The organism is Lewinella cohaerens DSM 23179 (genome assembly GCF_000379805.1).
Lineage (GTDB): Bacteria > Bacteroidota > Bacteroidia > Chitinophagales > Saprospiraceae > Lewinella > Lewinella cohaerens.
Genome location: NZ_KB903531.1, coordinates 287,584 through 311,604 on the forward strand (window position 1 = coordinate 287,584; position 24,021 = coordinate 311,604).

A 24,021-nucleotide genomic window follows, 5' to 3' on the forward strand; every position below is an offset into this window, starting at 1 on the left:
TTTTCTATTTTCTCCTCCCTTGCATCTTTTCCACCTTGAGTATTCATACTGGCTTATTTTGTTAGAATAGCTAACGGCTATGGTTTTTTCAATACTTAGAGCTTGTTGGGAAATTTGCGAACTGATTTTAGCTTCGCTGATCGTCGTTCCTCCTCGGAGTTCAACGATTTACGGTTCTGTCTAAGAAGTCAAAATCGAGCTTAGCGAGCTAAGTGAGATTTTTAGTTCGACGGCAGGTTCGAAACCACGAAGTCGCCGCGAAGCGAATCCTTGAAAACCAGGAAGCACCAACCTATTTCCGTCGAATACTTTAACTATTCCCTTTTTACCAAATTAAATTTCCCAACAAGCTCTTAATCTCAAGTCAAAATAAAAACAAGATATAGAAAAAGGATATTGGTATTACTTATTCCTAAAATATCTTTTTTACTTCCATAGTACTACTGAAACCTCATCTGCATATACAACCTGCTGCTCTACCATAAAATAGACTTTTAGCACTGTTTCAGGAGTCACATCCCTTGGCGCCTCCACCCAAAGGCGGACATAGCCCCAGGTAGCTGGTTCGCCGCCCCAAAGGCTAAACCCTGGATTACCAAGTTTGCTATCAATCCTCACCTGACGGTACTTCTTCATCCCTTTATCATCACTAAACTCCACAACAATAGACGGTGCTGTATACCAAGGGTATTCCTTTTTCTCTTTGTAACAATAAGCCGATACTTGCAACCAGTTTCCACTTGAAATACCATCAACACCTAGAAGGCCTTCGTAAATAGAGGCGTACTTCTGCTCGGGCGTAATTTTCAAAGCCTGTTGTCCACGATACACAGGGGAACTGACCATGTCAAGGGTGCTATCTTGCTGTTCAAAATCAAGCTTCACCAGTTCCTTCTGTCTCATTAGTCCAGTGCTATCCGGTTGCATTTCATCGCTATCAAAAGCCACCAATGCATCATAGCTCATTTCTGTTTTACCAAAAACCGAACGGTAATAAGCACCGTTTGCCATTTCACTCCAGAGAATACCTTTGCTATGCTGCCAGTTTTGGAACAACTGCAAGCTGATGGCCCCAATAGTAAGCAATACCAAAAGAAAAGAGGTCCACTTTCGACGATCTAAGAAAGCAAAACTATAAGCCAAAGGAATCGCCAATAAAGCATACAATTCTACTATTGGCCGCGAACCAAACCCATTGATATAGTACCAGCACCACCAACTGTAAGCAATATAAACATGCAGCGGTAAGATGAGTAGCACAGGCCAAAGCCAATCTCGCTTTCGCAGTAATGCTACTATCCCAGCGAGGCTCAAAACCATAATTGGTGAATAAACCAGCCAGCCATTTTGGGTAGAAAACAATCCACTAAATATTTTTGCTCTCGCAAAATCAAAAGCCTCATTTGGGTAGCTATCAAAAAGCCAATGCCCCGAGGCGTATTTCCAATACAACAACTGAGGTATACCGCAGAGAATGAAAATTCCTGCCGCTAAAAATAGCCAGCGCCAGTGCTCGCCCCAAAATTTTAGTCGCTCTTGTAGTTTAGCCCTATCCGTCAGGCCATAGGCTAAGGGGATAGCCAAACACAGTATTTCTACCGGCCGAATCAAGGTGATCAAGCCTGCGCAAATAGCGGCCAAAATGATCCATCGCTGTTGAGGCTGCGTATAAAAGCGCCAGGTGGCATACATCAGGCCCGCGTACAACGAAAACAAGTAAGCGTGTGACATTCCTCCACGGTACACTGCAAAATTAAACAGGTTTGTTCCTAAAGCAAGAACAAGCAAGGTCCAGAATGCAATCTTTGGGTTAAAATGACCAGCCAGCAGCAAATACAATAAATAGCCCCCCAAAAGGAGATAGAACAGGTTGCCCAGTAAAACACAGAAAACATAGGGAAATGAAAAACCGTCCTGAGGGTAATCTCCATCTAAGCCTGCCCATACGTGCCCTATCGCAAAAAAAGGCAGCTGTAAAATCGCCACCCCGCAAGTATACTTGATTACTCGATGGCCATTTTCTGCAATAGGCAACTCTCCTCCTGGAGATGGGAAATGAGGACCTAGGTTCGTATAAGGAAACCGCTTCAGATAACTATCTGAGATATCGTGCAAATCGCCATAAATGAACGTAGCAGGCAGATAACCGTAGTATCCCCAACTGTCTCCACCATAGCGAATACTCGTATCCCATCGCTGAAAATAGCCAAATGAAAAAAGGTAGACGACGCCAACCAGTAATGCCAGGTAACGAAACCGGAAATAATTAACTTGCATACCGCAAAGTTGAAAATAAATTACTTAACACCCAAAAGAAGTATCTTGTCTATCATTCAATTTACTTAGTTTCCAGTATGAACCTATCTAATCTCAAAAAATATTATTCCCAAATAGCAGTCATCATCCTAAAAACAATGCCTTCGAGTGCTTTGAGTTACTGGAAACAACACAGCAAGTTATTCGTGACAATATCCGTACAGGTGCGCTACCCCATTTTCATGATTTTTCTCAGGCTGACGACAAATGTGAAAATTGCTACGTAGATTTGGTTCATTATAGCGGACTTTTTAATCAAAAACTGACCAATATGATAATTTCATTACAAAGCATATAAGCCCCCCTTAAAAGGTGGAGAACAGTAGTTTTATTACCAATTTATGAAGATTCTCGGTATCTCCTGTTATTATCATGACGCAGCCGCTGCACTCCTCATCAATGGGGAAGTTATTGCTGCAGCACAGGAGGAGTGGTTTAGTCGCGAAAAACACGATCCTTCCTTTCCACATCAAGCCATAGCGTGGATGCTGGAGAGTAATGGCATATCGCTTGAAGAGCTGGATGGCATTGCATTCTATGACAAGCCTTTCCTCAAATTTGAACGACTATTAGAAACCTATTACCAGCACGCACCTCGGGGTTGGCGGAGTTTTCTCAAAGCTATTCCGATTTGGATTAAGGAAAAAATATTCCTTAAACAGCAGTTGCGCAAAGAACTGAAGCGTCTTTTTCCTTTGACGAAGGAATGCCCACCACTGTTATTCACAGAGCACCACTTATCGCACGCCGCCAGTGCCTTCTACCCTTCCCCTTTTGGCGAGGCTGCTATCTTGACCATCGACGGTGTGGGGGAATGGGCAACAGCGACTATTGCTCATGGCTGTGGAAATCAAATCAAAGTGCTCAAAGAATTGCATTTCCCTGATTCAGTGGGCTTACTTTATTCTGCTTTTACTTATTTCTTAGGCTTCAAGGTCAACTTTGGCGAATACAAACTGATGGGACTTGCCCCTTACGGCAAACGTAAAAGTGAACAGACCCAATCGTTTATCAAAAAAATCAAAGAAGCCTTAATTGACCTAAAACCGGATGGTTCACTAGCCTTAAACCGAAGCTATTTTAAGTATGCGACCGGCGACCGGATGACGGATGATAAGAAGTGGGAACATTTATTTGGCTTTCCTCGCCGAGAACCAGAAAGTGCCTTTGAGCAACAGCACAGCAACTTGGCACTAGCTATCCAAATTGTTACAGAAGAGATTGTCCTAAAAATGGCCGCTACTACAGCCCTGCTCACCGGTAGCAAGCGGCTCTGTTTAGCAGGAGGTGTAGCATTAAACTGCGTAGCAAACGGCGTTTTGCATCGCCAGCAATTATTCGCCAACCTCTGGATACAACCCGCTGCAGGTGATGCTGGTGGAGCAATCGGGGCAGCACTCGCAGCACATCATATTTTCTTTGGACAAGAACGTAGTGACCGCAATAGAGAAAACGATGCCATGAATGGTGCCTATCTCGGGCCAGAATACACCTCCTTTGACATTGAAAAAGTGGCTAAAAAATACCAAGCTCCTTATCAACATTTCTCTAACCAAAGCGAACTTTGCGAAAAAGCAGCAGCGCTCATCGCTGAAGGTGCTTGCATAGGCTGGTACCAGGGTCGGCAGGAATTCGGGCCACGAGCTTTGGGGAATCGAAGTATCTTGGGAGATCCTCGGAATCCTGAGATGCAACAAAAACTCAACCTGAAGATAAAATTCAGGGAAAGCTTCCGTCCTTTTGCCCCTTCCGTACTCGCAGAAGACACCTCTGAATATTTCGACCTTGATCGTGACAGTCCTTACATGCTTCTCGTCGCTGAAGTAAAGCCTGAACGTCAAAACAAACTACCTCCGGAATATGACCAGTTGCCAATGCAGGAAAAAATAAACAGTACCCGCTCCGATATTCCAGCGGTCACTCATGTAGATTTTTCGGCCAGAGTACAGACAGTACACCAGGATACAAACCCCAAGTACTACCAACTTATTCAGCATTTTAAAAACCTAACGGGCTGTGCTGTATTGGTAAATACCAGTTTTAATGTTCGAGGAGAGCCTGTCGTTTGCAGCCCTGAGGATGCTTTTCATTGTTTTATTCGCACCAACATGGACTATCTGGTTTTGGGAGACTATCTTTTCTCAAAAAGTCAATTGACTCCCAACCCAAAGACGACAGCAATTACAAATCATACTTTTACACTTGACTAAATTTTCTTGAAATGGAATTCTTGAAAGACCTTTGGAACTTTATGATGGAAAGAAAAAAATGGTGGTTAGTTCCCATTATTTTAGTGGTTTTACTCATTGGCGTTTTGCTTCTTTTTGCTGAAAGTTCAGCTGTTGGTTCCTTTATTTACACCCTATTCTAAACAGAAGTAATGGACACCAAACCTGCCCATCCGCCTTATGAAGCTGCACTAGCCGTTACTTTTCTGCTTTTGCTACTACATTATTTTTTCTTTTCCGAACAACCTAAGCTGCTTGCTGTAAGCCTGGTTTTTGTATTGCTCTGCCTACTAAGCCCTGCTTTCACGCATATCGTAGAACGGTTCTGGAGTTTCTTTACTCGTACCATTGGTGGAGTGATGAATAACATTCTCTTGACGATCGTGTTTTTCCTCTTACTTACGCCCATAGCAATGCTTTACCGACGTTTCAAAAAAAACACCTTCTACAAATCCAAAACAGAAAACAGTTACTTTGTTAATCGTAACCATACTTACAAAAAAAGAGACTTGAAAAACCCCTGGTAATCCATATTTTCGGAACTTTGTTACCTTTGCTCCGCTAAAAATTAAAGCTATGTCAACCACCTTGTCGATTGTTATTCCTGCTTACAATGAAGAGCGTACTATCCACCTTATTCTGGATAAGGTAAAAGCAGTAGAATTGGTTGGTGGCTGGCAAAAAGAGGTACTAATAATCAACGATGCCTCCTCCGACGATACTAAGGGTGCTATTGAAAGCTATTGTAGTAGCAACCCTGATTTTCCGATTACTTATTTTGAACATGAGTACAACAAAGGAAAGGGAGCAGCATTGCACACCGGCATCAAGGAAGCTACCGGAGAATACCTCATTATTCAGGATGCTGATCTGGAATACGATCCAGAGGAATACAACATTCTGCTCAAACCTATCCAAAATGGTCAGGCTGATGTGGTTTACGGCTCTCGCTTTATTGGAGGCCACCCGCACCGCATCCTCTTCTTTTGGCATTCCATCGGCAACAAGTTTCTCACTTTCCTGTCTAATGCATTCACCAACCTGAACTTGACAGACATGGAAACTTGCTATAAACTCTTCCGGTCTGAATACGTCAAGCAGCTAACGCTCAAAGAAAATCGCTTTGGTTTTGAACCCGAAGTAACTGCTAAGATCTCCCGCATTCCCAATATTCGCATCTATGAAGTAGGTATTTCCTACTACGGCCGTACCTACGCAGAAGGCAAAAAAATCAATTGGCGCGACGGTTTCCGGGCGATTTACTGTATTCTGAAATACAACCTGTTTTCTTAAGGATGTAACAATGTAAAAGGTGTAAGAGTGTAAAGGCTCCAACTCCCCCCCCCTTACACTTACCCAACGTTTACACCAAGAAATCAATCCTGCGTAATAGCCGTCACAAAGCCCCGCATTTTGTATTTACGTAAAAGATTGTCGCGATAAACGGCTGCGGCTTCTCTATTCTCGAAAGGGCCAAGAACGACCTGATGTACATTGCCACGTAAACGGATCAGCACCTTGCTGTAGCCCTTTGCCTGTAGGTCAGCAGCGACCTTTGATGCGTTGTCATAAACACGATAAGACCCTACCTGTACACCAAACCCTTCCTGTATGGGCGCTAGCGCATCAGCACGATAAGTGCCCTGGCCTTCTATTACTGGCGTAGAAACAGCAACCTCCGGCACTGATTTTCCGGCATTTTCATAAGAAGCAGGCTGGTCTGAAGCAGCAGGTGCCGGACGATAACGACCACCACAAGCCAATTTTCCAGTACCCAACTTAACCAACTCTAAACGTACCGCGGTAATACCATCACGGATCAGACCTATTTGCTCGGCAGCAGCGCCTGATACATCAACAATACGACCTGCTTTATGCGGGCCACAGTCGTTTACTCTTACCTCTACTGCACGGCCATCATCCACACGAATGACTCGAAGCGTAGTACCAATGGGATAGTCCTTATTGGCACAAGTAAAACCATCATGTTTATAGCGTTCTCCGGAAGAGGTTTTTCTACCATCTAGGCCAGGAGCATAATAGGAAGCAATCCCATAATTGGTTTGTCCAAATAAGCAAACAGAGACGGCAGTTAAGAATAAAACAGAGAGGAAGGTTCTCATGGGCTTAGGGTTTAGTAGATAATCTGGTAAAAAACGATTAAGGCAGAATATTAATTGTGTGTAAACTTACAAAAAGTCCGTAGATATCCTTTGACTAATATTCAGCTAAAGAACCTCTGCCACAGTAAAAATACTCCCCCCTACAAAGATGGTATCCTCTACAGATGCAGCTCTTTTAGCTGCCCTCAGTGCATTTTTAACACTGGAATACGTTCTTCCTCTTAATTCAAACAAGGCAGCTGCCTGCTGCAAATCCTTCGCAGGAAGCCCTCTTGGGATATCAGCTTTTGCAAAATAGTATTTCGCCACTTTAGGAAATAATGGTAGTATCTGGTCTAGCTTCTTATCATTCACGACCCCCATCACGATATGCAATTGTCCAGAAAAAGTCTTGAGCTGCTCCATAATAGCTCGCAATCCTCCTTCATTATGGGCGCTATCTACTAATACGCGCGGCTGGTCACTCAACAATTGCCAACGTCCCTGAAAACGGGTTAACGCCCGAAGGTTAGACCATCCTTCCTGGATGGCATCGAAAGGTAAAAAGCGATCAGCCTTGTGCATTTGCCAGACCTCTAAGGCTGCGAGTGCTGTCTGGATATTCAACTGTTGATAACCGCCATGTAAATTAATCGCCAACTCATTGATGTACGGCTTGTGCTGTCGGCTGATTTGGTAATAAGAATGAGTAAGGTCCTGCTTTGCTTTTCTCACTTGAAAAAGCTGATCTGCAAAAACCAATGGAGCTTCCAACTCCGTCGCTTTCGCGCGAAACACATTGGCGGTAGCTTTCTGGGTTTCCCCAATAACAACAGGTACTCCTCTTTTAATAATTCCAGCTTTCTCTCCAGCAATTCCAGGCAAAGTGTCTCCCAGGAATTGCTGATGATCAAGGCTAATATTAGTAATCACTGCCAATTCCGGTGCCAATACATTGGTAGAATCCAGTCGCCCCCCCAGGCCCACCTCTACGACAGCAATATCCACCTTTTGCTCAGCAAAATACTGGAAAGCCATCGCAACAGTAATTTCAAAGAAGCTAGGTCTGATTATCGATAATTCCGGCTGAATACGCTCTACAAAATCCACGACAAATTTCCGGGAAACGTATTCCCCGTCGACCTTGATACGTTCCCTAAAATCTTTAAAATGTGGAGAGGTATACAGTCCTGTTTTATACCCCCCTTCTTGCAAAGCCGCACCTAACAAATGAGTCACTGACCCTTTACCATTGGTGCCTCCCACATGGATACTAGCAAACTTTGATTCAGGATTACCCAATACAGCAAGTAAATCCCGAATATTGGTCAGGTCTTTCTTAAAAGCAGCATTCCCCACCCTTTGATACATAGGCAGTTGCTCGTAGAGGAAGGTTAAGGTCTCTGTATAATTCATGGCGTTATATTGCGCAAACATGAGTCATCCCGAATTTTGGCTAAGGCCAAAATCCAGCCTGACTTTAACTCAGAACTAGTCATTAAGTATTGGTCAAAAATTAAGTTCCTCTTTCAATTTCGGTTTTTAGCTTGAATAAACTCATTAGCAATCGTTTATATCTTCACTAAAAACCGAAAGTCGGGAATTAATTATTCGACCGTTACTAAGCATCTGAAAAGAGTGATTTATCTGACTATTTGTACAAAACCCCATGATTTCACTAATAGAAATCATGAGGTTTTATTTTAAACTATAAGTTTTGCGATTGGTCAGCACGGATTTTGATGACAATCAAAATTCGGGATGACTCATATTATGGTATCATAACTAGCACCTTGTCAATATTTACAAGCCACTAAGTACACAATTACTGTACTTTAAAATTATAAGTAATCGTACCACATTGGCGATCAACAGAACCACTGGAGAAGCCCCATGATTTGGCATTTCTGATGGCCGCATTTACCAATTGGCTATCCGTAGTCGTAGAGCCTCGCTGGGTAAACTTAACAGAACCGGGGTCTACACTACCACTTGCATTTACACAAAGGCTGATGACAACGGTTCCTGATTTCTGGCTATTTTCTACCAATCGTGGAGAATTAGAAACACCTCTGCTTCCTAGGCCACCACCAACGGTACCGCTACCGAAGCTTTTGGTACCAATGTTACTGGAATTAGGATCACCATTTGTGGCACCACCATCACCTGGAGTATTCGTAGTTCCTCCACCTCCACCAGAATTAAACAACCCTCCAACTTGATCACGGGTTGCTTGCGCAGCAGCTTCTCGTGCTTTACGCTGGCGTTCGGCTTCTGCGGCATCCGCCTGACGCTGGCGTTCTCTTTCTGCTTCGGCTGCACGTTCTCGGCGCTCAGCATCTTCCTCTGCTTTGCGTTCGGCAGCTTCACGTTCTTGTTGCTTACGTATAGCAATTGCTTGGGCATCATCTGTCGTTACAACATCACGCTGCGGCGGCTCTGGATTAGGGTCTGCAGCAGCAGGAGGTGGGAGTTCTTCTTCCTGTGGTTCAGGTTGTACTTCCGGTTCAGAAGCTTCTTCCGTCTCCGTTGTAGTTGCCATCGGTGCATTCAGCTCCTCACCCATTCCAATATCAGGAATACCCAAGTTAACCTGAATACCTTCCTGCCCTGGAGGCGGGTTTTGGTACCAAAATAATGGTAACAACAGAATTATTACCAGAAGAAGGAACATCAAGCCACCGGCGAGTTGCCCTTTACGTTTATTCTCTAATTCTTTGGCCGTTAATATATCGTCCATTATTACTTGTTTTTTGCTCTTTAATTTCGTGCTCTTCCTTAGATGCAGAAATATACCCGATTACATAAAGAGCATCATTCCTTACTATTTCTCCGGTGCCAAAACCCTATTGATCTCAAACTTCAGCGTCAAGTCCATGACTGCTACAACGTTTTCAACCTTAGCGCCTTTGTCAATAGAAATGATTACACTTTCTGACTTTGGTGCCTTCCCGGCACTTAAACTCCGAAGTTGATCTTCCATCTCAATCAAGGTAATACTCTTATTATTGAAATAATAACGACCTCGATTATTGATTTTAATTTCATCCAGGGTACGTGTGGTATTAACCCGCTTTTGCGTACTGCCTGGTAGATTAAAATTAATCGCATTAGGCGCCACCAAGGTAGATGTCAACATAAAAAAGATCAACAACAAGAAAATAATATCCGTCAAAGAGGACATACTGAATTCTGCACTAACCTTCGCTCTTTTCTTAAGGCCCATAATTATGATCTTGGTTGAGTAGCTAAAATTGCCTGCACCTTAAGTGCTGCTGCAATTCCTAATATTTCGGTTACTTTCTCAAAGTCAGTACCAACTTCTGCTACAATGGTAATAGCTGTATGTTCCTTGTCGTTGATTCCCCTCACCTTCGTTCGAATGACTCCGACCAAATCACTTTGACGGACATCCTGGTCATCCACCATATAAGCACCATCTTTCGTGATACTTACTACAATGGACACCGGAGCTACCGTCTTCGAATCTGATTGTGGCAAATCGAAGGGTTGGATCCGAACAAAATTAGACGTTAACATAAAGAAGATAAGTAACAGAAAAATAATATCCGTCAAAGAGGACATGCTGAATTCTGCACTAACCTTGTTCTTTTTCTTAAACCCCATGGTAATTTATTTTTTGCGAACTCCCTAAGTCATCAAAGACGCGATGCATCGCGTCTTTACATTATACGGTAGGCTCCTGCAAAAGATCCATGAAGTCAACGGTCGTACGCTCCATTTTGTAGACAACTTTCTCTACACTGGAAACAAGAATATTGTACCCCACAAAAGCTAAAATACCAATAAACAATCCACCAGCAGTGGTGATCAGGGCTTGGTAAATACCTTCTGCTAATTGATCCGGTGCAACATTCTTTTCTGTTGCCATTTTCTGGAAGGCTGCGATCATACCTGTTACCGTTCCAAAGAAACCAATCATCGGCGCTGCACCAGCAATAGAAGCCAGCGTACTGAGATTTTTTTCCAAGCGGAAGATTTCCAGGTTACCGACATTCTCGATAGCGGCGTCGATATCACGTAATGGTTTTCCAATACGCTGCAGGCCTTTCTCTACCATACGTGCTACAGGAGAATCCGTAGACTGACAGAGTGCTTTTGCACCAGCAATATTACCTGAGGAAACATTGGCACGAATATTATTGATGAAGTTTTCATCTACCCGCCCTGCTTGCTTAATCGTCGCGTAACGTTCGATAAAGATAACAGTAGCAATAACGGCCAATGCTAACAAAATAGCTACAATTATGACACCCATGGTACCACTGCTAGCTATAATTGAAAATAAACTCTCACTTTCTTGAGTTGGTTCTTCCGTTCCGATATTCGCTGTCTGGAAAAACAAAAGGAGGTGGTTGAACATGTGGTTCATCGTTTTTTATGAATAAGTCCTTAGTAGTTTGAGCTAAAACAGGTTCTCCGCTTTGCTTTAAGGTCTTCACACAAGTACTTTTCACGTTCCAGTGGTCCGTAATTTTCGCTTTTTGTAAACCCCAAAGTTGGATAACTTATTTTTTACACGCTCTCTTAACGTATGTTAAGGCCGCAAATTATTAAAAAGCCGGAAGAATCCAGAAAATATTTTAAACTAGTCCCAAATAAGCTCTTTCGAAAATAGCTTATTTTTACAGCTCTTTCACTTCGTCATCCCAAATACCTTATGAAATACCCTTGTTTAATTTGCAGTTTATTACTCCCTATTTTCCTTTTCAGCCAAACAAGTATAGGCGGACAAATCAATGTTTACGGGCAATTGGTCAGCCAGGATGCCTGCACAAATACACTCTTACTTGAGAATGCTAGTGATTTCAATCCAGGCATGGGTTTAATCATTCTCCAAATGAATGGAGCTAATATTAATCTTAGCAATACGGATAATTACGGAAACATTACGGATTTGAATGGTGCGGGCCAATACGAGTACAACCGTATAAGTAGTATTACCGGAAATGAAATAAGCCTTGAATTTGCGCTCGTCAATGAATATAGTGGCAACAACACCCAAGTCATTGGTTTTCATGTTTACGAAGATGCAAATGTAGATAATACACTGGCTCCCGCGCTATGGGACGGGGCTACTGGTGGGGTTGTAGCTATCGAAGTAACTGGCACGCTTACGCTAAATGCCAATATTGATGCCAGTGGTCATGGCTTTCGGGGAGGAGCTCCTATTAGCATAGAAGATAACAATTGCAATTTTCTTACAAATGCAAGTGATTTTGCCTACGCCGACAACAATTGGAGAGGGGCTCCGAAAGGCGAAGGAATAGGTGCTGCCAACAGCAGTGCACCTTTTGGCCGTGGCGCACAAGCTAACGGTGGAGGTGGCGGCAATGACCACAACAGTGGCGGCGGTGGCGGAAGCTTAGTGACCGCAGGTGGACAAGGCGGCCGCAATAATGAACCCAGCACCTTTGGCTGTGATGGTGATTTCCCTGGCAGAGGAGGAAAAACACTACTGAATGATAGTTCGCTAGCCTTTCTTGGCGGCGGCGGCGGGAGCGGCCATGCCAACAACAATACACTTTCCGGCGGCGGAAACGGTGGCGGAATTATTTTTATCAAAGCGGAAACTATCAACTTTGCGGGTGGTCGTATCCTCAACAATGGCATCAATGCCAATAACATTAGCGGTGATGGCGGTGGCGGTGGCGGCGCTGGTGGGAGCATATTTATTCTAACTAATTCCGTCAGTGGAGAAGTGCAAATTACTGCTCAGGGAGGTACTGGATCAACGGTAAACAATAGCAATGCTGACCGTTGCTTTGGCCCCGGTGGTGGCGGTAGTGGAGGAGTCCTAAAATCCAACACCTCCCTTCTTGCTGATCTTACAGGAGGAAATGCAGGTTTGAGCATTAACTCAACGAGCTGTGGAGAAAGTAGTAATGGAGCAGAAAATGGTAATAATGGCTCGACAACATCAATAACAGCTTTGCCACAGGGTGAGCTTTTTACCGCACCTACGCTGGTTGCACTAACCGGAGATACCACGGTTTGCAATGGCACATTACTTACGCTCATTGCCTTAAGTTCAGGCAGTAACTACAACCTCCAATGGCAACGCCTTGTGGATGGAACATGGAGCGACCTAGTAGAAGTTCCAGGTGTTTTAACTGGTACTCAAACCGATAGCCTTCAATTTCAAGCAAACGAAACCTTCACTGGAAGTTATCGCTTAACGCTACTTCCTCAAAGTGATTGTTTTGCTGAAATTAATACTACAACTATCGATGTAAGTATTCTCCCCTTGCCGGCAGGTAACCCTTCCTATTTGGCTAATGGCAACGATGTTTCTTTTTCTGCCAATACCAGTAGTGGAAGCAGTTGGAATTGGAGTTTTTTAGCAGGGCAAGGCAGTACGGAAGAAGACCCATCGTTTACCTTTCCCGGGCCTGGAGAATACCCTGTAACACTTAGCATTGCAAATGAATGCGGTTCTGCTACTTACGATCTGCTAGTAAGCCTTAACGAGCCGCTTGTTGCACAAATAAGCAGTAGCAGTATTGAAGGATGCGCCCCTTTGGTTATTTTATTTGAAGATCAATCGACGGGTAATATCGAAAATCGAGTATGGACTTTTCCAGGTGGCACCCCGGCTACCAGCACAGCGGTCGCACCAGTTGTCACTTTTACGGAACCGGGTGTTTACACGGTAGACTTAAGTATTAGTAACAGCACTAGCAGTGCCAGCAGCAATCAGCAAATTGCAGTCGTAGTTCCTCCTACCCCTTCTTTTGAGATTATCACTGATGGCTTGATGATTAGTTTACAGAATAATTCGCTCAATGCGACAAATTTTTCCTGGAACTTTGGAGACGAAAACACCAGTACCCTAGAAAACCCTATACATATTTACAGCACCCCTGGCATCTACGAAGTGAGCTTAAGCGCCAGCAATAATTATTGCGGCGTTGCCATTGCACAAACTATCAACGTCGACGTATCGGCTGTTTCAAACCCCAACAGCTTCCCACTGATTATAAGCCCCAATCCTACTTCAGGATGGGTGGATGTACAAAACTGGCGAAGTGGAGAACTTGTGCTCATTGACCATACTGGCCGTTATTTAGCGACCTGGAAGTCCATTACCAATCGCATAGACATGAGTAGATTCCCTGCTGGATTATACTTTCTCCGCTACACGGATGGTAAGCAATACTATTGGTTCAGGATCATTAAACAGTAGAACAAATCTGTAACCTTCCCCTTCTCTGATAACTACTGGTGAGGGCGCTGGATAATTTCTGAATCTTCAGAGGTATTGATGACACCTGCACCACATTTTTGCAGTGCAAATGTGAGGATTGCAAAACCTAAAATTACCAAAATAAAAATTTCTCCTTTGGAGATTACCTTACGTGCCATTTATCTTTAATTTACTTGTTTTTCCAGCATCAGCTCTTTTAATCGAAGTCGGTAATTAAATACTCGTCGTTCCCACCCCCTATACCCTCTACCATAGGAACGCGAAGCGGTCCGAACTCTGAGGACTGAAAGGACGATCACCGAAGGTTATCTCTATACGGACTTTTACCGAGAGTCCAGCTTAAACCATTTCATTGATCCAATTTACAATCATAGCCATTACCTCTTCCTTTTCGGGCTCATTATGGATTTCATGGTACAAGCCTTCCCATTTTTTAAAAGTAACATCACCTGTTATTCGTCCGACAAAATCTTCACTCCCTTGAGGCGAAGTAATCCCATCTTCACCACCATGCATCAATAATAGTGGTACGGGAAAAGCACCTTTATATTTATCGAGCACCGCAGCGGCCTCCAGCATACTCATACCAGTAATAGCAGTAAGTTTATTATGCACGTAGGGATCGTTTATGTATTTTTCTACTTCTGCTTTATCGCGGGATATTTGCTCAACATCCAAGCCATTGGGTTGCGTAAAACCAGGAAAGACTCCCTTCATCACCCGCCCCATCGTCAGCATAACAGCTGAAGGCTGAAAAGCCAAGCGAATATGAGGTGCAGTGACTATCGCTCCCTTAATATTGGGATGACGCCTTATGATATAGTTAAGCAATAAATTGCCCCCCATACTGTGGCCATAAAGAAAAAGAGGGACATTAGGATAACGCTCCTCTGCCTCTACAGCTAGCTGCCCAATTTCGTCCAAAAAGGCTTTATAACTAACCGTATGGCCTTTCTTCCCTCCACTACGGCCATGGCCACGACGGTCATAGCCAACAACTGCGATATTATGCTGGTGGAAGTACTCCACAAGGTGCTCATAGCGATGTACATGCTCCCCCAAGCCGTGAATAACCCCAACTACAGCAAGAGGCTTTTCACAAGGCCAATCGATACCGTATATTTTTATACCATCAGCTGTTTGCCACGAAAATTCAGCACTCATATATTTAGTATTACACGTAATTTAGGGCCAAAATAATCATTTTTCAGAGCCTGCGTTGAATTTTATCACTTTCTACAAGTTCGGTATATTTGCGACATTAGCATTACGCAAAAATAAATGTCACTTAGCAAGTGATCACAAAAGGTTAACCGTTAACTATGCAGCCACGAATTATTTTTATGGGCACCCCCGATTTTGCTGTTTCCTCTTTGGATGCATTAATAGAAGCTGGACACAATGTTGTTGCCGTTATCACCGCAACTGACAAAATGGGCGGTCGTGGTGGCAAAAAGTTGCTGGAGTCGGCAGTAAAAAAATATGCTGTAGCCAAAGAAATCCCGGTTTTACAGCCAAAGAATTTAAAATCACCAGATTTTTTAGCAGCCTTGGCCAATTATCAGGCTGACTTGCAAGTCGTTGTTGCATTTAGAATGCTCCCTAAAGCAGTGTGGGCGATGCCTAGATTGGGCACCTTCAATTTGCACGGCTCTTTACTCCCTAAATACCGCGGGGCCGCCCCCATCAACTGGGCTGTTATTAATGGTGAAACAGAAACAGGAGTTACTACCTTTTTCATTCAAGAAGAGATAGATACCGGTGATTTGATCTTCCAGGAAAAGATGACCATCGGAGAAAATGAATCCGTTGGGGATGTTCATGACCGCATGATGGTGCTGGGAGCCCAAACGGTGGTAAAAACGGTGGATGCTATCGCTAAAGGAGAGATAGATGCCCAGCAGCAAGATCACCAACAAGCCAGCCCTGCTCCAAAATTGACGGCAGAAAATACCAGGATTGATTTTAATCAACCCGTAAAAAAAGTACATGATTTTATTCGTGGCCTTAACCCCTACCCCACCGCTTGGACCACCTTGGAGGATAAAAAGTGGAAAATATTAAAAACCATCCCCCACCAGGAAGCACACCAGTTGGAAGCTGGTACGATTATTACTGACGGAAAAACCGATTTCAAAATCGCTACTTCAGATGGATTCTTAGAGGTCCTTGAGCTCCAAGTCCCCGGAAAACGTCGTATGAACACCAGGGATTTTTTAAATGGTTGGCGAGCAGATCAAGCGTTTGGCAAATTCATTTAATGATACTATCTATTTACGATGGTTAACTATTTCACCAAGCCTTTCCTTTCCCCTCTATCCTTCATTAATTTCGTATCTCCCCCTTGTACCTTATAATTAATGGGCAATCATCTTTATTACTTTAAAAAGATGACGTAAATCATTCGTCTGTTATTAAAGATTTTACAATCTTTGTGTATTGTTGTAGTGTCAACGTCCTATCCTTAAGCCGTTTTTTTAAAACCGATTGGAAAGTAGATCTCCTCTACGCTTCCATTGGATTCTCATTAGTTATTAAAACGCTTGAATTATTCTAAACACTAAGTATTTAGCATGAAACAATTTCACAATTTAACCCTGTTGCTAATCGCAATGGTTATACTGCCTGGCCTAATGCTAGCCCAGCGTACCATTACCGGACAAGTAACAGATGCAGAAACGGGTGAAACCCTTATTGGGGCCAACATCCTGGTTGTCGGCACTTCTAGTGGTACCATCTCAGACATTGATGGTAACTATGAATTGGTTATGCCCGAAGGCAAAGACCTTCTATCTTTTAGTTACACAGGATACAGCACGCAGGAAGTCAAAGTAACCGCCAGCAATATCCTGAACGTACAGATGAGTTCCGGCACCATACTCGACGAAGTAGTCGTAATTGGCTATGGTACGGTAAAACGAGAAGATGCTACTGGTTCTGTTGAAACCATTAGCAGCGAATCCTTCAACCGAGGCGCCATCACTTCTACACAGGAATTAATAGCAGGTAAAGTTGCGGGGGTTGCCATTTCTCCCAGTAGCGACCCTGGTGGCGGTGCGACCATCCGTATTCGTGGTGGATCTTCTTTGAATGCCAGCAATGATCCATTGATCGTAATTGATGGTGTCCCAGTAGAGTCCCGTGGTGTTGCTGGAGGAAGAAACATCCTGAACCTTGTTAACCCTAATGATGTAGAAAATGTGACCGTACTTAAAGATGCCTCCGCAACTGCTATTTATGGTTCACGGGCATCAAACGGAGTCATCATCATTACGACTAAGAAAGGTAGCTTAGGTAAAGCTGTCAAAATCAACTACAACGGTAGCTTTGCTAGCAGTTCTATTCAGGAAACAGTAGATGTTATGTCTGCTGATCAATTCCGGACACTGGTTAACGAACGCTTCCCAGCCAATGCTGATCTTTTAGGTAATGAGAGTACCGACTGGCAAGATCAGATCTTCCAAACAGGTATTACTCACGATCATAACGTAAGTATCTCTGGAGGTATCAAGGATGTTCTTCCTTACCGTGTATCACTTGGTTATACCAATAAGGATGGCCTGCTGCTAACAGACAATTTCCAGCGTACCACTTACGGTGTGAGCCTTACACCAGGTTTCCTGGACAATCGCTTACAGGTGACAGCTAACATCAAAGGAGTGAATGTCCAGAACCAATTTGCCAACCGTGGTGCCTTGGGAGCTGCAGTATTTTTCGATCCTACCCAGCCGGTATTAGATCCAGAAAGTCCTTATGGTGGTTATTTTACCTTTGTCAATAACGATGGTACGCCTAACACTTTGGCTTCTGCAAATCCGCTTGCGCAGTTGCAATTAAAGGATGATCAATCTACGGTCAACCGCTTCATTGGAAACGTACAGGTTGATTATCGTTTCGAGTTCCTGCCTGAACTACGTGCCAATATGAATGTAGGTTACGATCAAGCTAAAGGAGAGGGCACGATCTACGAGCCTGGTTTCTACAGTGCTGTTTATGATGCTGCTACTGGCGGCGGAACAGACAACAGCTACAACGAACAGATCACCAATCAGCTTTTTGATTTCTACCTCAACTACGTAAAAGAGTTGGGTAAGAATCGCCTCGACATCATGGCTGGCTATGGTTATCAGCACTTCAAATTCGAGAAGGAAGATAACCGCAGTGACTTGGCAGGTACGCCAGAAAACGTGGTGCAAATTCTTACCGCTCGTGAGTACTACTTAGTTTCTTTGTTTAGTCGGGTGAATTTTACGATCAATGATCGCCTATTACTCACTGGTACTATCCGTCGGGACGGAACCAGCCGTTTCTCGGAAAAGAACCGCTATGGTATCTTCCCCGCAGCAGCCCTGGCCTACAAATTTATTGATGGTGACAACCCTGTAGGCTTCCTTAATAGTTTAAAGTTGAGAGTGGGATGGGGTGTTACAGGTCAGCAAGACCTTGGTGATAACTTCTACCCCTACATTCCCACTTATACCATTAGCTTGTCTAATGCACAGTATCAATTTGGGGATGAATTTATTCCGACAAACCGCCCTGGTGGTTACAATTCCGACCTTAAGTGGGAAGAAACTACCACCTATAATGCAGCCATTGATTTTGGTCTTTTCAACGACCGCGTCTACGGTTCTTTCGAAATTTACCAGCGTGATACAGAAGATTTGTTGACAACTACCCGCCCTGCTGCTGGTACCAACTTGACCAACAACATCCCTGCAAATATTGGCACCTTGGAAAACAAAGGTTTCGAAGTGTCTTTAAACATCGTACCTGTACGTACTGCTAAAGCAGAATGGTCTGTAGGTATAAACATGACTCGCAACCGCAACGAAATCACCAGCCTTACACTAGGTGACGATCCTGATTTTCAGGGTTTTGAAACTGGTGGCATTTCAGGTGGTGTAGGTAACAATATTCAGATTCACTCTGTAGGGTTCCCTACTAACTCTTTCTATGTTTACCAGCAAGTTTATAACGAAGCTGGCCGCCCAATCGAAGGCCTCTATGTAGATCGTAATGGCGATGGTGTTGTTTCTCCTGATGATCGTTACCGTTTTGAAAACCCTGCACCTGATTATTTCTTCGGATTTACATCGAACTTCAACTATGGTGCATTTGATTTCTCCTTTGCCGGGCGTGCAAATATTGGCAACTACGTTTACAACAACCGCTTTGTTAGTTCTTCGAACTACAACAGTATCGTTAACTCAACAGGTTTCTTGGGTAACGTACATAGCCAAATCAACAGCGTTGGACATAATGTTCCTCAGTATTTTAGCGACTACTTTTTAGAGGACGCTTCTTTCATTCGCCTTGACCACATCACGGCGGGCTATCGGTTCACCAATGTATTCGGCACTGATCGGGGTGGTAATTTGCGTTTATACGCAACTATGCAAAACCCATTTGTAATCACCAATTACACGGGTATTGATCCTGATGTATTTGAGAATGACAAATTTGGTATCGACAATGATATCTACCCACGTTCTCGGACCATTCTATTCGGTGTTAATTTGAACTTTTAGTAAACTTTAAATGCATTTTAAGATGAGAAATAACAATCTTTTAAATACCCTCTTTTTGCTGGGTGGATTGGTGTTCCTGACAACATCGTGCTTTAGCGATCTGGAAGTTGAACCCATTGACCCGGACGATACAACTGCTAATGTTGTTTATACCGACCCTGCTGCTTACCGTCAGGTATTGGCAAAACTATACGCTGGTCTTTCATTGAGTGGCCAAGAGGGCCCTTCAGGACAACCTGACATCAATGGCATTGACGAAGGTTTCTCGACCTACCTGCGTCAGTACTGGAAAGCACAGGAGCTATCTACCGATGAAGCCGTAATTGCCTGGAATGATGGTAACATCCATGATTTTGAAGACATGGATTGGGACGCTAATAACGAGTTCCTTCGGGCTATGTATGACCGTTTGTACTTCCAAATCGCATTGTGTAATGAATTTCTCCGGGAATCTACGGATGAGAAACTAGATAGTCGTGGTCAGAGCGACCTCAAAGGAGAGATGGTAGCCTACCGTGCAGAAGCACGTTTTCTGCGTGCATTGAGCTACTGGCATGCCCTAGACATGTTCCGTAATGTTCCTTTTGTTCTTGAAGCCGATGGTGTTGGATTCTTCTTGCCTGAGCAAATCAGCGCAGTGGATCTTTTCCAATGGTTAGAGGATGAAATCAAGGATATTGAGCCTGATATGCTTGGCCCTGGTGCCAATGAATATGGCCGTGCAGATAAAGGAGCACTATGGATGTTGGCTGCCAAACTGTATATCAATGCAGAATCCTACACTGGCCAGAGCCGTGCTGCGGATTGTGTTGAATTTTGTACTAAAGTCATCAACGCAGGTTATGAACTTGAGGAAGATTACAGTCATCTATTCCTAGCTGACAATGATAACTCCTCAGAAATTATTTTCCCTGTCTTATTTGATGGTGCCAATTCCCGCACCTTTGGAGGAATGACCTTCATCATGCATGCTGCTATTGGTGGCGATATGCAAGCCTCAGAGTTTGGCATGGATGGTGGCTGGGGTGGTACCCGTACCACCAGTGCTTTTGTCTCTAAATTCCCAGAAGTGGGTGGTAGTGTCGTTGAACCTGTTTTTGGTTCAGGTGATTACACTTTACTCAATGTTCCTGGTGATTACCAGGGGTGGGTACCAGAAGATGACAATACAGCCCTGGCTTCTTTGAATGACGACGGTATATATACCGGATATATCTACTTCCCGGCAGACCAACTGGGTTTCAAATTTGCTGACGGCGGCTGGGCTACCAACTGGGGCGATACTGGTGCCGACGGAACCTTAGAACCTGGAGGTGACAACATCGCTGCTCCAGCAGCTGGTTTTTATCAAGTAGACGTTGACTTGAACGCATTAACCTACACCCTTACACCTACCAACTGGGGTATTATTGGAGATGCTACTGCTGGCGGTTGGGACAACGATACAGACATGACCTACAACGAGGCCGATGGTGCTTGGGAAATCACTACTGATCTAACAGGTGGAGAAATGAAATTCCGCGCTAACGATGGCTGGGATATTGACTTCGGTGATAGTGGAGCTGATGCACTTTTAGACAGAGGTGGCGATAACATTGCGATACCCGGTGGTGGTAACTACACCATTAAGTTGTACCTGGGCAAGCCTGATTACACTTATTCTATCATCTCTAACACGAATGATGATCGTAAGATGTTCTTCACTGAGGGGCAAACACTGGAAATCACCGACGTTTCTCAGTTTACCCAGGGCTACGCTATTACCAAATGGCGCAATGTAGACCGTGCAGGTAACCCTGGCAAAGACCTGACCTACCCAGACACCGACTTCCCTATGTTCCGTTTAGCAGATGCTTACCTGATGTATGCTGAAGCGACCTTGCGGGGTGGTAATGGCGACCAGGGATTGGCCTTAGGTTATGTCAACGAGCTACGCAACCGGGCCGGAGCAGGTAACATAACCGCTGACGAACTCACCTTAGACTTCCTCCTTGATGAGCGAGGCCGTGAACTTTACTGGGAATGTCACCGTCGTACAGACCTTGTTCGCTTCGGACAATTTACTGATGGCGACTACCATTGGCCTTTAAAAGGAAACTCACTCGAAGGCACTAGCGTTGCTGGCTTTAGAGATATATTCCCTATTCCTTCTTCTGACCTAGGAGTAAACCCTAAATTATCTCAGAACGACGGATACTAAGGTAATTAGAACGGGAACTAGAACAAGATCAGGTAAAGCATCCGGTTCTAGTTCCCCTTTTGAAAACAAGCAAAACTAGCAGTCTTGAACCTGCTAGTTCCTTTGCTAAAACATAAAAATGATGTTGTTAAAAAAATATTTCATTTGGTCCCTTGCACTGAGCATTTTTGCTTTCGGCTGTGAAGACGACCGTGACCTAGTAGTGGCCCAATTGGGTGATGCACCGGTGATCATTTCCCCAGAAGCAGGTTTATCCGTAGACATTACAGAAGACAATCTGAGCGATGAGTTTGCCACCATCAGCTGGACTCCTGCTGACTTTGGCTTTGCGGCGGCTGTCAATTACAAAGTAGAAATAGATGTCGCTGGAAATAGCTTTGCAGAAGCTGTTGAGTTGGGATCATCTATGAGTGATGATGTTTCAGTAATCAATTCTAAGGTCAACAATATTATGGTGGCTAAAGGGCTACCCGGTGGTGAATTTACCGATATGGAAATTCGCGTACGTGCTTCTGCTAGCGATGAACTAGATGAATTGATTTCAGCAGCCATAACCGTGGGCGTTTCTCCGGTGGCTGTGGAAATTGACTATCCCAAACTACAAGTGCCGGGTAGCTACCAGGGTTGGGATGTAGAAAATGAAGCAACTGTCATCTATTCAGCTAATAGTGATGGTACCTTTGATGGCTACCTCTATATTGGTGAAGACGGTGCTGAACATAAATTCGCAGATGGCCCAAGTTGGGATGTCAACTGGGGAGACACTGGCGCTGACGGCACTTTAGATGCCGATGGAGATAACATTGTACTTGGCAATGCTGGTGTTTACCGTTTCTCGGTAGACATTAACACACTCACTCATAGCTCCTTAAGAACTGACTGGGGAATTATTGGTGATGCTACTCCGGGAGGTTGGGATAACGACACCGACATGACCTACGACCAAGGTACTGGCCTGTGGACCGTTGATATTGATTTGGAAGGTGGCAAGTTTGTTAAATTTCGCGTTAATGACGGCTGGGATCTCGATCTGGGCGACAATGACACCGATGGTAAAATGGAGTACGGCGGCGCTGATATTCCCGTTGCAGAATCGGGTAACTATACCGTGACGCTTGACCTTACCAATGCTATTTACACCTATACTTTGACGAAAAACTAAGTTCTTCATCAAATAGGTTAGCTGATTAACCAGCTAATAAAGGAGAGCAGGTTGACCAATGGGACGACCTGCTCTTGTTCTTTCTACTATTTTGCGTAAAAACATAGGTCATCACGAATTTTGGCTTAAGCCAAGATCCAAGCTGACTATAACTAAGAACTAGTCATTAAGTATCTGAAAAGAGTGATTTATCCGACTTTTTGTAGAAAGCCCCATGATTTCACTAGTAGAAATCATGGGGCTTCATCTTTAACGATAGGTTTTGCAGTTGGTCATCCCGGATTTTGATTGTCATCAAAATCCGGGATGACTCATGTTTAAGCTGTAAATAGACTTTTTATTTACCCTAGGAAAGACCTTAGCATATTACGATTGTAAGACTTTCGCAAGCGGCGGATAGCTCTTTCTTTGATTTGACGGACGCGCTCTCGTGTGAGCCCATACAAGTCGCCAATCTCTTCTAGCGTAAGTGCTTTATAGCCATTAAGGCCATAATAAGTAGACAGTACTTCTATTTCGCGAGGAGATAGAATAGACAAGCCTTGTTGTACTTCCTCCTTAAGCGATTCTTCCATCAACTGATTATCAGGAAGGTCTTCATCACCTGAGGTAATAAAATCCAACATGGTGGCACTCCCCTCTTCTGAAGATACAGGAGCATCTACAGAAACATGACGGGTATTTCCTTTAAGAACATTCGCTACATCCTTAGGGGTGATATTCAATAATTCAGCTAGTTCTTCATTAGTTGGTTCACGTTCAAATTCCTGAACAAAGGAACGAAAAGCTCCATTAATCTTGTGGTAAGATCCCACCTTATTCAATGGTAAACGAACAATTCGAGAATACTCTACAATTGCTTGTAAAATAGACTGTCGAATCCACCATACTGCGTAGGAAATAAACTTGAACCCTTTGGTTTCATCAAAGCGGCGTGCCGCTTTCATTAATCCAACATTGCCTTCATTGATAAGGTCAGGTAATGACAATCCTTGGTTTTGGTATTGTTTTGCGACAGAAACTACAAAGCGCAGATTAGCTTTGGTTAGTTTATCCAGAGCTTCCTGATCACCTTCTCGAATTTGGCGTGCCAACGCTGCCTCTTCTTCCGCTGAAAGCAATGAAATCTTACCTATATCCGTGAGATACTTATCAAGCGCTAAGCTCTCTCTGGAAGTAATTTTATTTGTAATTTTTAACTGACGCATGGATAATTCATTTGGTACCTTTTATAAAACATTAGCAAGCAGCAAT

Annotated in this window: 19 protein-coding genes; 9 read left to right on the plus strand and 10 right to left on the minus strand. The window is 43.8% G+C overall.

All coding sequences use genetic code 11. From position 1 onward, the window contains the following. Positions 1–426: 426 nt before the first annotated feature. A complete protein-coding gene (locus A3EU_RS0101060; RefSeq protein ID WP_020534262.1) occupies positions 427–2,277 on the minus strand; it encodes an ArnT family glycosyltransferase in 1,851 nt (616 codons plus the stop codon). Positions 2,278–2,657: 380 nt separating this feature from the next. Here A3EU_RS0101060 and A3EU_RS0101065 point away from each other — a divergent pair, with 380 nt between their 5' ends. From A3EU_RS0101065 to A3EU_RS0101080, 4 genes are read left to right on the plus strand one after another with little or no spacing between them, the layout of a single operon-like run. Continuing rightward, on the plus strand, positions 2,658–4,526 hold the full coding sequence (locus A3EU_RS0101065) for a carbamoyltransferase family protein (protein WP_020534263.1): 1,869 nt from the start codon (positions 2,658–2,660) through the stop codon (positions 4,524–4,526). Positions 4,527–4,537: 11 nt separating this feature from the next. Beyond that, a complete protein-coding gene (locus A3EU_RS34470) occupies positions 4,538–4,687 on the plus strand; it encodes a DUF5989 family protein (RefSeq protein WP_020534264.1) in 150 nt (49 codons plus the stop codon). 9 nt (positions 4,688–4,696) lie between these two features. Next, a complete protein-coding gene (locus A3EU_RS32315; RefSeq protein WP_020534265.1) occupies positions 4,697–5,071 on the plus strand; it encodes a hypothetical protein in 375 nt (124 codons plus the stop codon). Positions 5,072–5,120: 49 nt separating this feature from the next. Further along, positions 5,121–5,837, plus strand: coding sequence for a glycosyltransferase family 2 protein (locus A3EU_RS0101080; protein ID WP_020534266.1), 717 nt, complete (start codon positions 5,121–5,123; stop codon positions 5,835–5,837). Between the two features lie 83 nt (positions 5,838–5,920). Here the strand turns inward: A3EU_RS0101080 and A3EU_RS32320 are convergent, their stop codons facing one another. From A3EU_RS32320 to A3EU_RS0101110, 6 genes are all read right to left on the minus strand, one after another. Then, positions 5,921–6,667, minus strand: coding sequence for a septal ring lytic transglycosylase RlpA family protein (locus A3EU_RS32320; RefSeq protein WP_020534267.1), 747 nt, complete (start codon positions 6,665–6,667; stop codon positions 5,921–5,923). Between the two features lie 105 nt (positions 6,668–6,772). Beyond that, positions 6,773–8,062, minus strand: a complete 1,290-nt coding sequence (locus tag A3EU_RS0101090) for a bifunctional folylpolyglutamate synthase/dihydrofolate synthase (protein ID WP_026211163.1) — start codon at positions 8,060–8,062, stop codon at positions 6,773–6,775. Positions 8,063–8,471: 409 nt separating this feature from the next. Beyond that, positions 8,472–9,386 carry a hypothetical protein gene (locus A3EU_RS0101095; protein ID WP_020534269.1) on the minus strand — a complete coding sequence of 305 codons (915 nt, stop codon included), beginning with the start codon at positions 9,384–9,386 and terminating at the stop codon, positions 8,472–8,474. 84 nt (positions 9,387–9,470) lie between these two features. Continuing rightward, on the minus strand, positions 9,471–9,872 hold the full coding sequence (locus tag A3EU_RS0101100) for an ExbD/TolR family protein (protein ID WP_020534270.1): 402 nt from the start codon (positions 9,870–9,872) through the stop codon (positions 9,471–9,473). 2 nt (positions 9,873–9,874) lie between these two features. Beyond that, positions 9,875–10,273, minus strand: coding sequence for an ExbD/TolR family protein (locus tag A3EU_RS0101105; RefSeq protein WP_020534271.1), 399 nt, complete (start codon positions 10,271–10,273; stop codon positions 9,875–9,877). Positions 10,274–10,334: 61 nt separating this feature from the next. Further along, positions 10,335–11,030 (minus strand): MotA/TolQ/ExbB proton channel family protein, encoded by a 696-nt coding sequence (locus A3EU_RS0101110; RefSeq protein ID WP_020534272.1) that lies wholly within the window; start codon positions 11,028–11,030, stop codon positions 10,335–10,337. Positions 11,031–11,327: 297 nt separating this feature from the next. On the opposite strand from A3EU_RS0101110, the gene A3EU_RS32325 reads away from it, so the two are divergent. Beyond that, the gene (locus A3EU_RS32325) at positions 11,328–13,853 is read left to right on the plus strand and encodes a PKD domain-containing protein (RefSeq protein WP_020534273.1); all 2,526 of its coding nucleotides are present in this window, start codon (positions 11,328–11,330) and stop codon (positions 13,851–13,853) included. A 32-nt stretch (positions 13,854–13,885) separates the two neighbouring features. On the opposite strand, the gene A3EU_RS34115 is transcribed toward A3EU_RS32325, so the two are convergent. Next, positions 13,886–14,032 (minus strand): hypothetical protein, encoded by a 147-nt coding sequence (locus tag A3EU_RS34115; protein ID WP_020534274.1) that lies wholly within the window; start codon positions 14,030–14,032, stop codon positions 13,886–13,888. Positions 14,033–14,213: 181 nt separating this feature from the next. Beyond that, positions 14,214–15,038, minus strand: coding sequence for an alpha/beta hydrolase (locus tag A3EU_RS0101125; protein WP_020534275.1), 825 nt, complete (start codon positions 15,036–15,038; stop codon positions 14,214–14,216). Positions 15,039–15,196: 158 nt separating this feature from the next. Here A3EU_RS0101125 and fmt point away from each other — a divergent pair, with 158 nt between their 5' ends. The 4 genes from fmt (at position 15,197) to A3EU_RS0101145 (ending at position 22,767) form a co-directional block, all read left to right on the plus strand. Further along, positions 15,197–16,135, plus strand: coding sequence for a methionyl-tRNA formyltransferase (fmt, locus tag A3EU_RS0101130; RefSeq protein WP_020534276.1), 939 nt, complete (start codon positions 15,197–15,199; stop codon positions 16,133–16,135). A gap of 312 nt (positions 16,136–16,447) precedes the next feature. Then, on the plus strand, positions 16,448–19,405 hold the full coding sequence (locus tag A3EU_RS0101135; protein ID WP_020534277.1) for a SusC/RagA family TonB-linked outer membrane protein: 2,958 nt from the start codon (positions 16,448–16,450) through the stop codon (positions 19,403–19,405). 22 nt (positions 19,406–19,427) lie between these two features. Then, positions 19,428–21,605, plus strand: coding sequence for a RagB/SusD family nutrient uptake outer membrane protein (locus A3EU_RS32330; RefSeq protein ID WP_020534278.1), 2,178 nt, complete (start codon positions 19,428–19,430; stop codon positions 21,603–21,605). Between the two features lie 118 nt (positions 21,606–21,723). Then, positions 21,724–22,767: a SusE domain-containing protein gene (locus A3EU_RS0101145; RefSeq protein ID WP_044085308.1), complete on the plus strand. Its 1,044-nt coding sequence runs from the start codon at positions 21,724–21,726 to the stop codon at positions 22,765–22,767. Between the two features lie 341 nt (positions 22,768–23,108). Here the strand turns inward: A3EU_RS0101145 and A3EU_RS0101150 are convergent, their stop codons facing one another. Further along, on the minus strand, positions 23,109–23,975 hold the full coding sequence (locus A3EU_RS0101150) for a sigma-70 family RNA polymerase sigma factor (protein ID WP_020534280.1): 867 nt from the start codon (positions 23,973–23,975) through the stop codon (positions 23,109–23,111). Positions 23,976–24,021 lie beyond the last annotated feature (46 nt).

Coding starts and splice junctions, on each gene's coding strand:
- A3EU_RS0101105 (WP_020534271.1), bottom strand. CDS start 10,273: ATGGGGTTTAAGAAAAAGAACAAGGTTAGTGCAGAATTCAGCATGTCC.
- A3EU_RS0101135 (WP_020534277.1), top strand. CDS start 16,448: ATGAAACAATTTCACAATTTAACCCTGTTGCTAATCGCAATGGTTATA.
- A3EU_RS0101110 (WP_020534272.1), bottom strand. CDS start 11,030: ATGTTCAACCACCTCCTTTTGTTTTTCCAGACAGCGAATATCGGAACG.
- A3EU_RS34115 (WP_020534274.1), bottom strand. CDS start 14,032: ATGGCACGTAAGGTAATCTCCAAAGGAGAAATTTTTATTTTGGTAATT.
- A3EU_RS32330 (WP_020534278.1), top strand. CDS start 19,428: ATGAGAAATAACAATCTTTTAAATACCCTCTTTTTGCTGGGTGGATTG.
- A3EU_RS0101060 (WP_020534262.1), bottom strand. CDS start 2,277: ATGCAAGTTAATTATTTCCGGTTTCGTTACCTGGCATTACTGGTTGGC.
- A3EU_RS0101150 (WP_020534280.1), bottom strand. CDS start 23,975: ATGCGTCAGTTAAAAATTACAAATAAAATTACTTCCAGAGAGAGCTTA.
- A3EU_RS32325 (WP_020534273.1), top strand. CDS start 11,328: ATGAAATACCCTTGTTTAATTTGCAGTTTATTACTCCCTATTTTCCTT.
- A3EU_RS32315 (WP_020534265.1), top strand. CDS start 4,697: ATGGACACCAAACCTGCCCATCCGCCTTATGAAGCTGCACTAGCCGTT.
- A3EU_RS0101090 (WP_026211163.1), bottom strand. CDS start 8,062: ATGAATTATACAGAGACCTTAACCTTCCTCTACGAGCAACTGCCTATG.
- A3EU_RS0101100 (WP_020534270.1), bottom strand. CDS start 9,872: ATGGGCCTTAAGAAAAGAGCGAAGGTTAGTGCAGAATTCAGTATGTCC.
- A3EU_RS0101065 (WP_020534263.1), top strand. CDS start 2,658: ATGAAGATTCTCGGTATCTCCTGTTATTATCATGACGCAGCCGCTGCA.
- fmt (WP_020534276.1), top strand. CDS start 15,197: ATGCAGCCACGAATTATTTTTATGGGCACCCCCGATTTTGCTGTTTCC.
- A3EU_RS32320 (WP_020534267.1), bottom strand. CDS start 6,667: ATGAGAACCTTCCTCTCTGTTTTATTCTTAACTGCCGTCTCTGTTTGC.
- A3EU_RS0101080 (WP_020534266.1), top strand. CDS start 5,121: ATGTCAACCACCTTGTCGATTGTTATTCCTGCTTACAATGAAGAGCGT.
- A3EU_RS0101095 (WP_020534269.1), bottom strand. CDS start 9,386: ATGGACGATATATTAACGGCCAAAGAATTAGAGAATAAACGTAAAGGG.
- A3EU_RS0101125 (WP_020534275.1), bottom strand. CDS start 15,038: ATGAGTGCTGAATTTTCGTGGCAAACAGCTGATGGTATAAAAATATAC.
- A3EU_RS34470 (WP_020534264.1), top strand. CDS start 4,538: ATGGAATTCTTGAAAGACCTTTGGAACTTTATGATGGAAAGAAAAAAA.
- A3EU_RS0101145 (WP_044085308.1), top strand. CDS start 21,724: ATGATGTTGTTAAAAAAATATTTCATTTGGTCCCTTGCACTGAGCATT.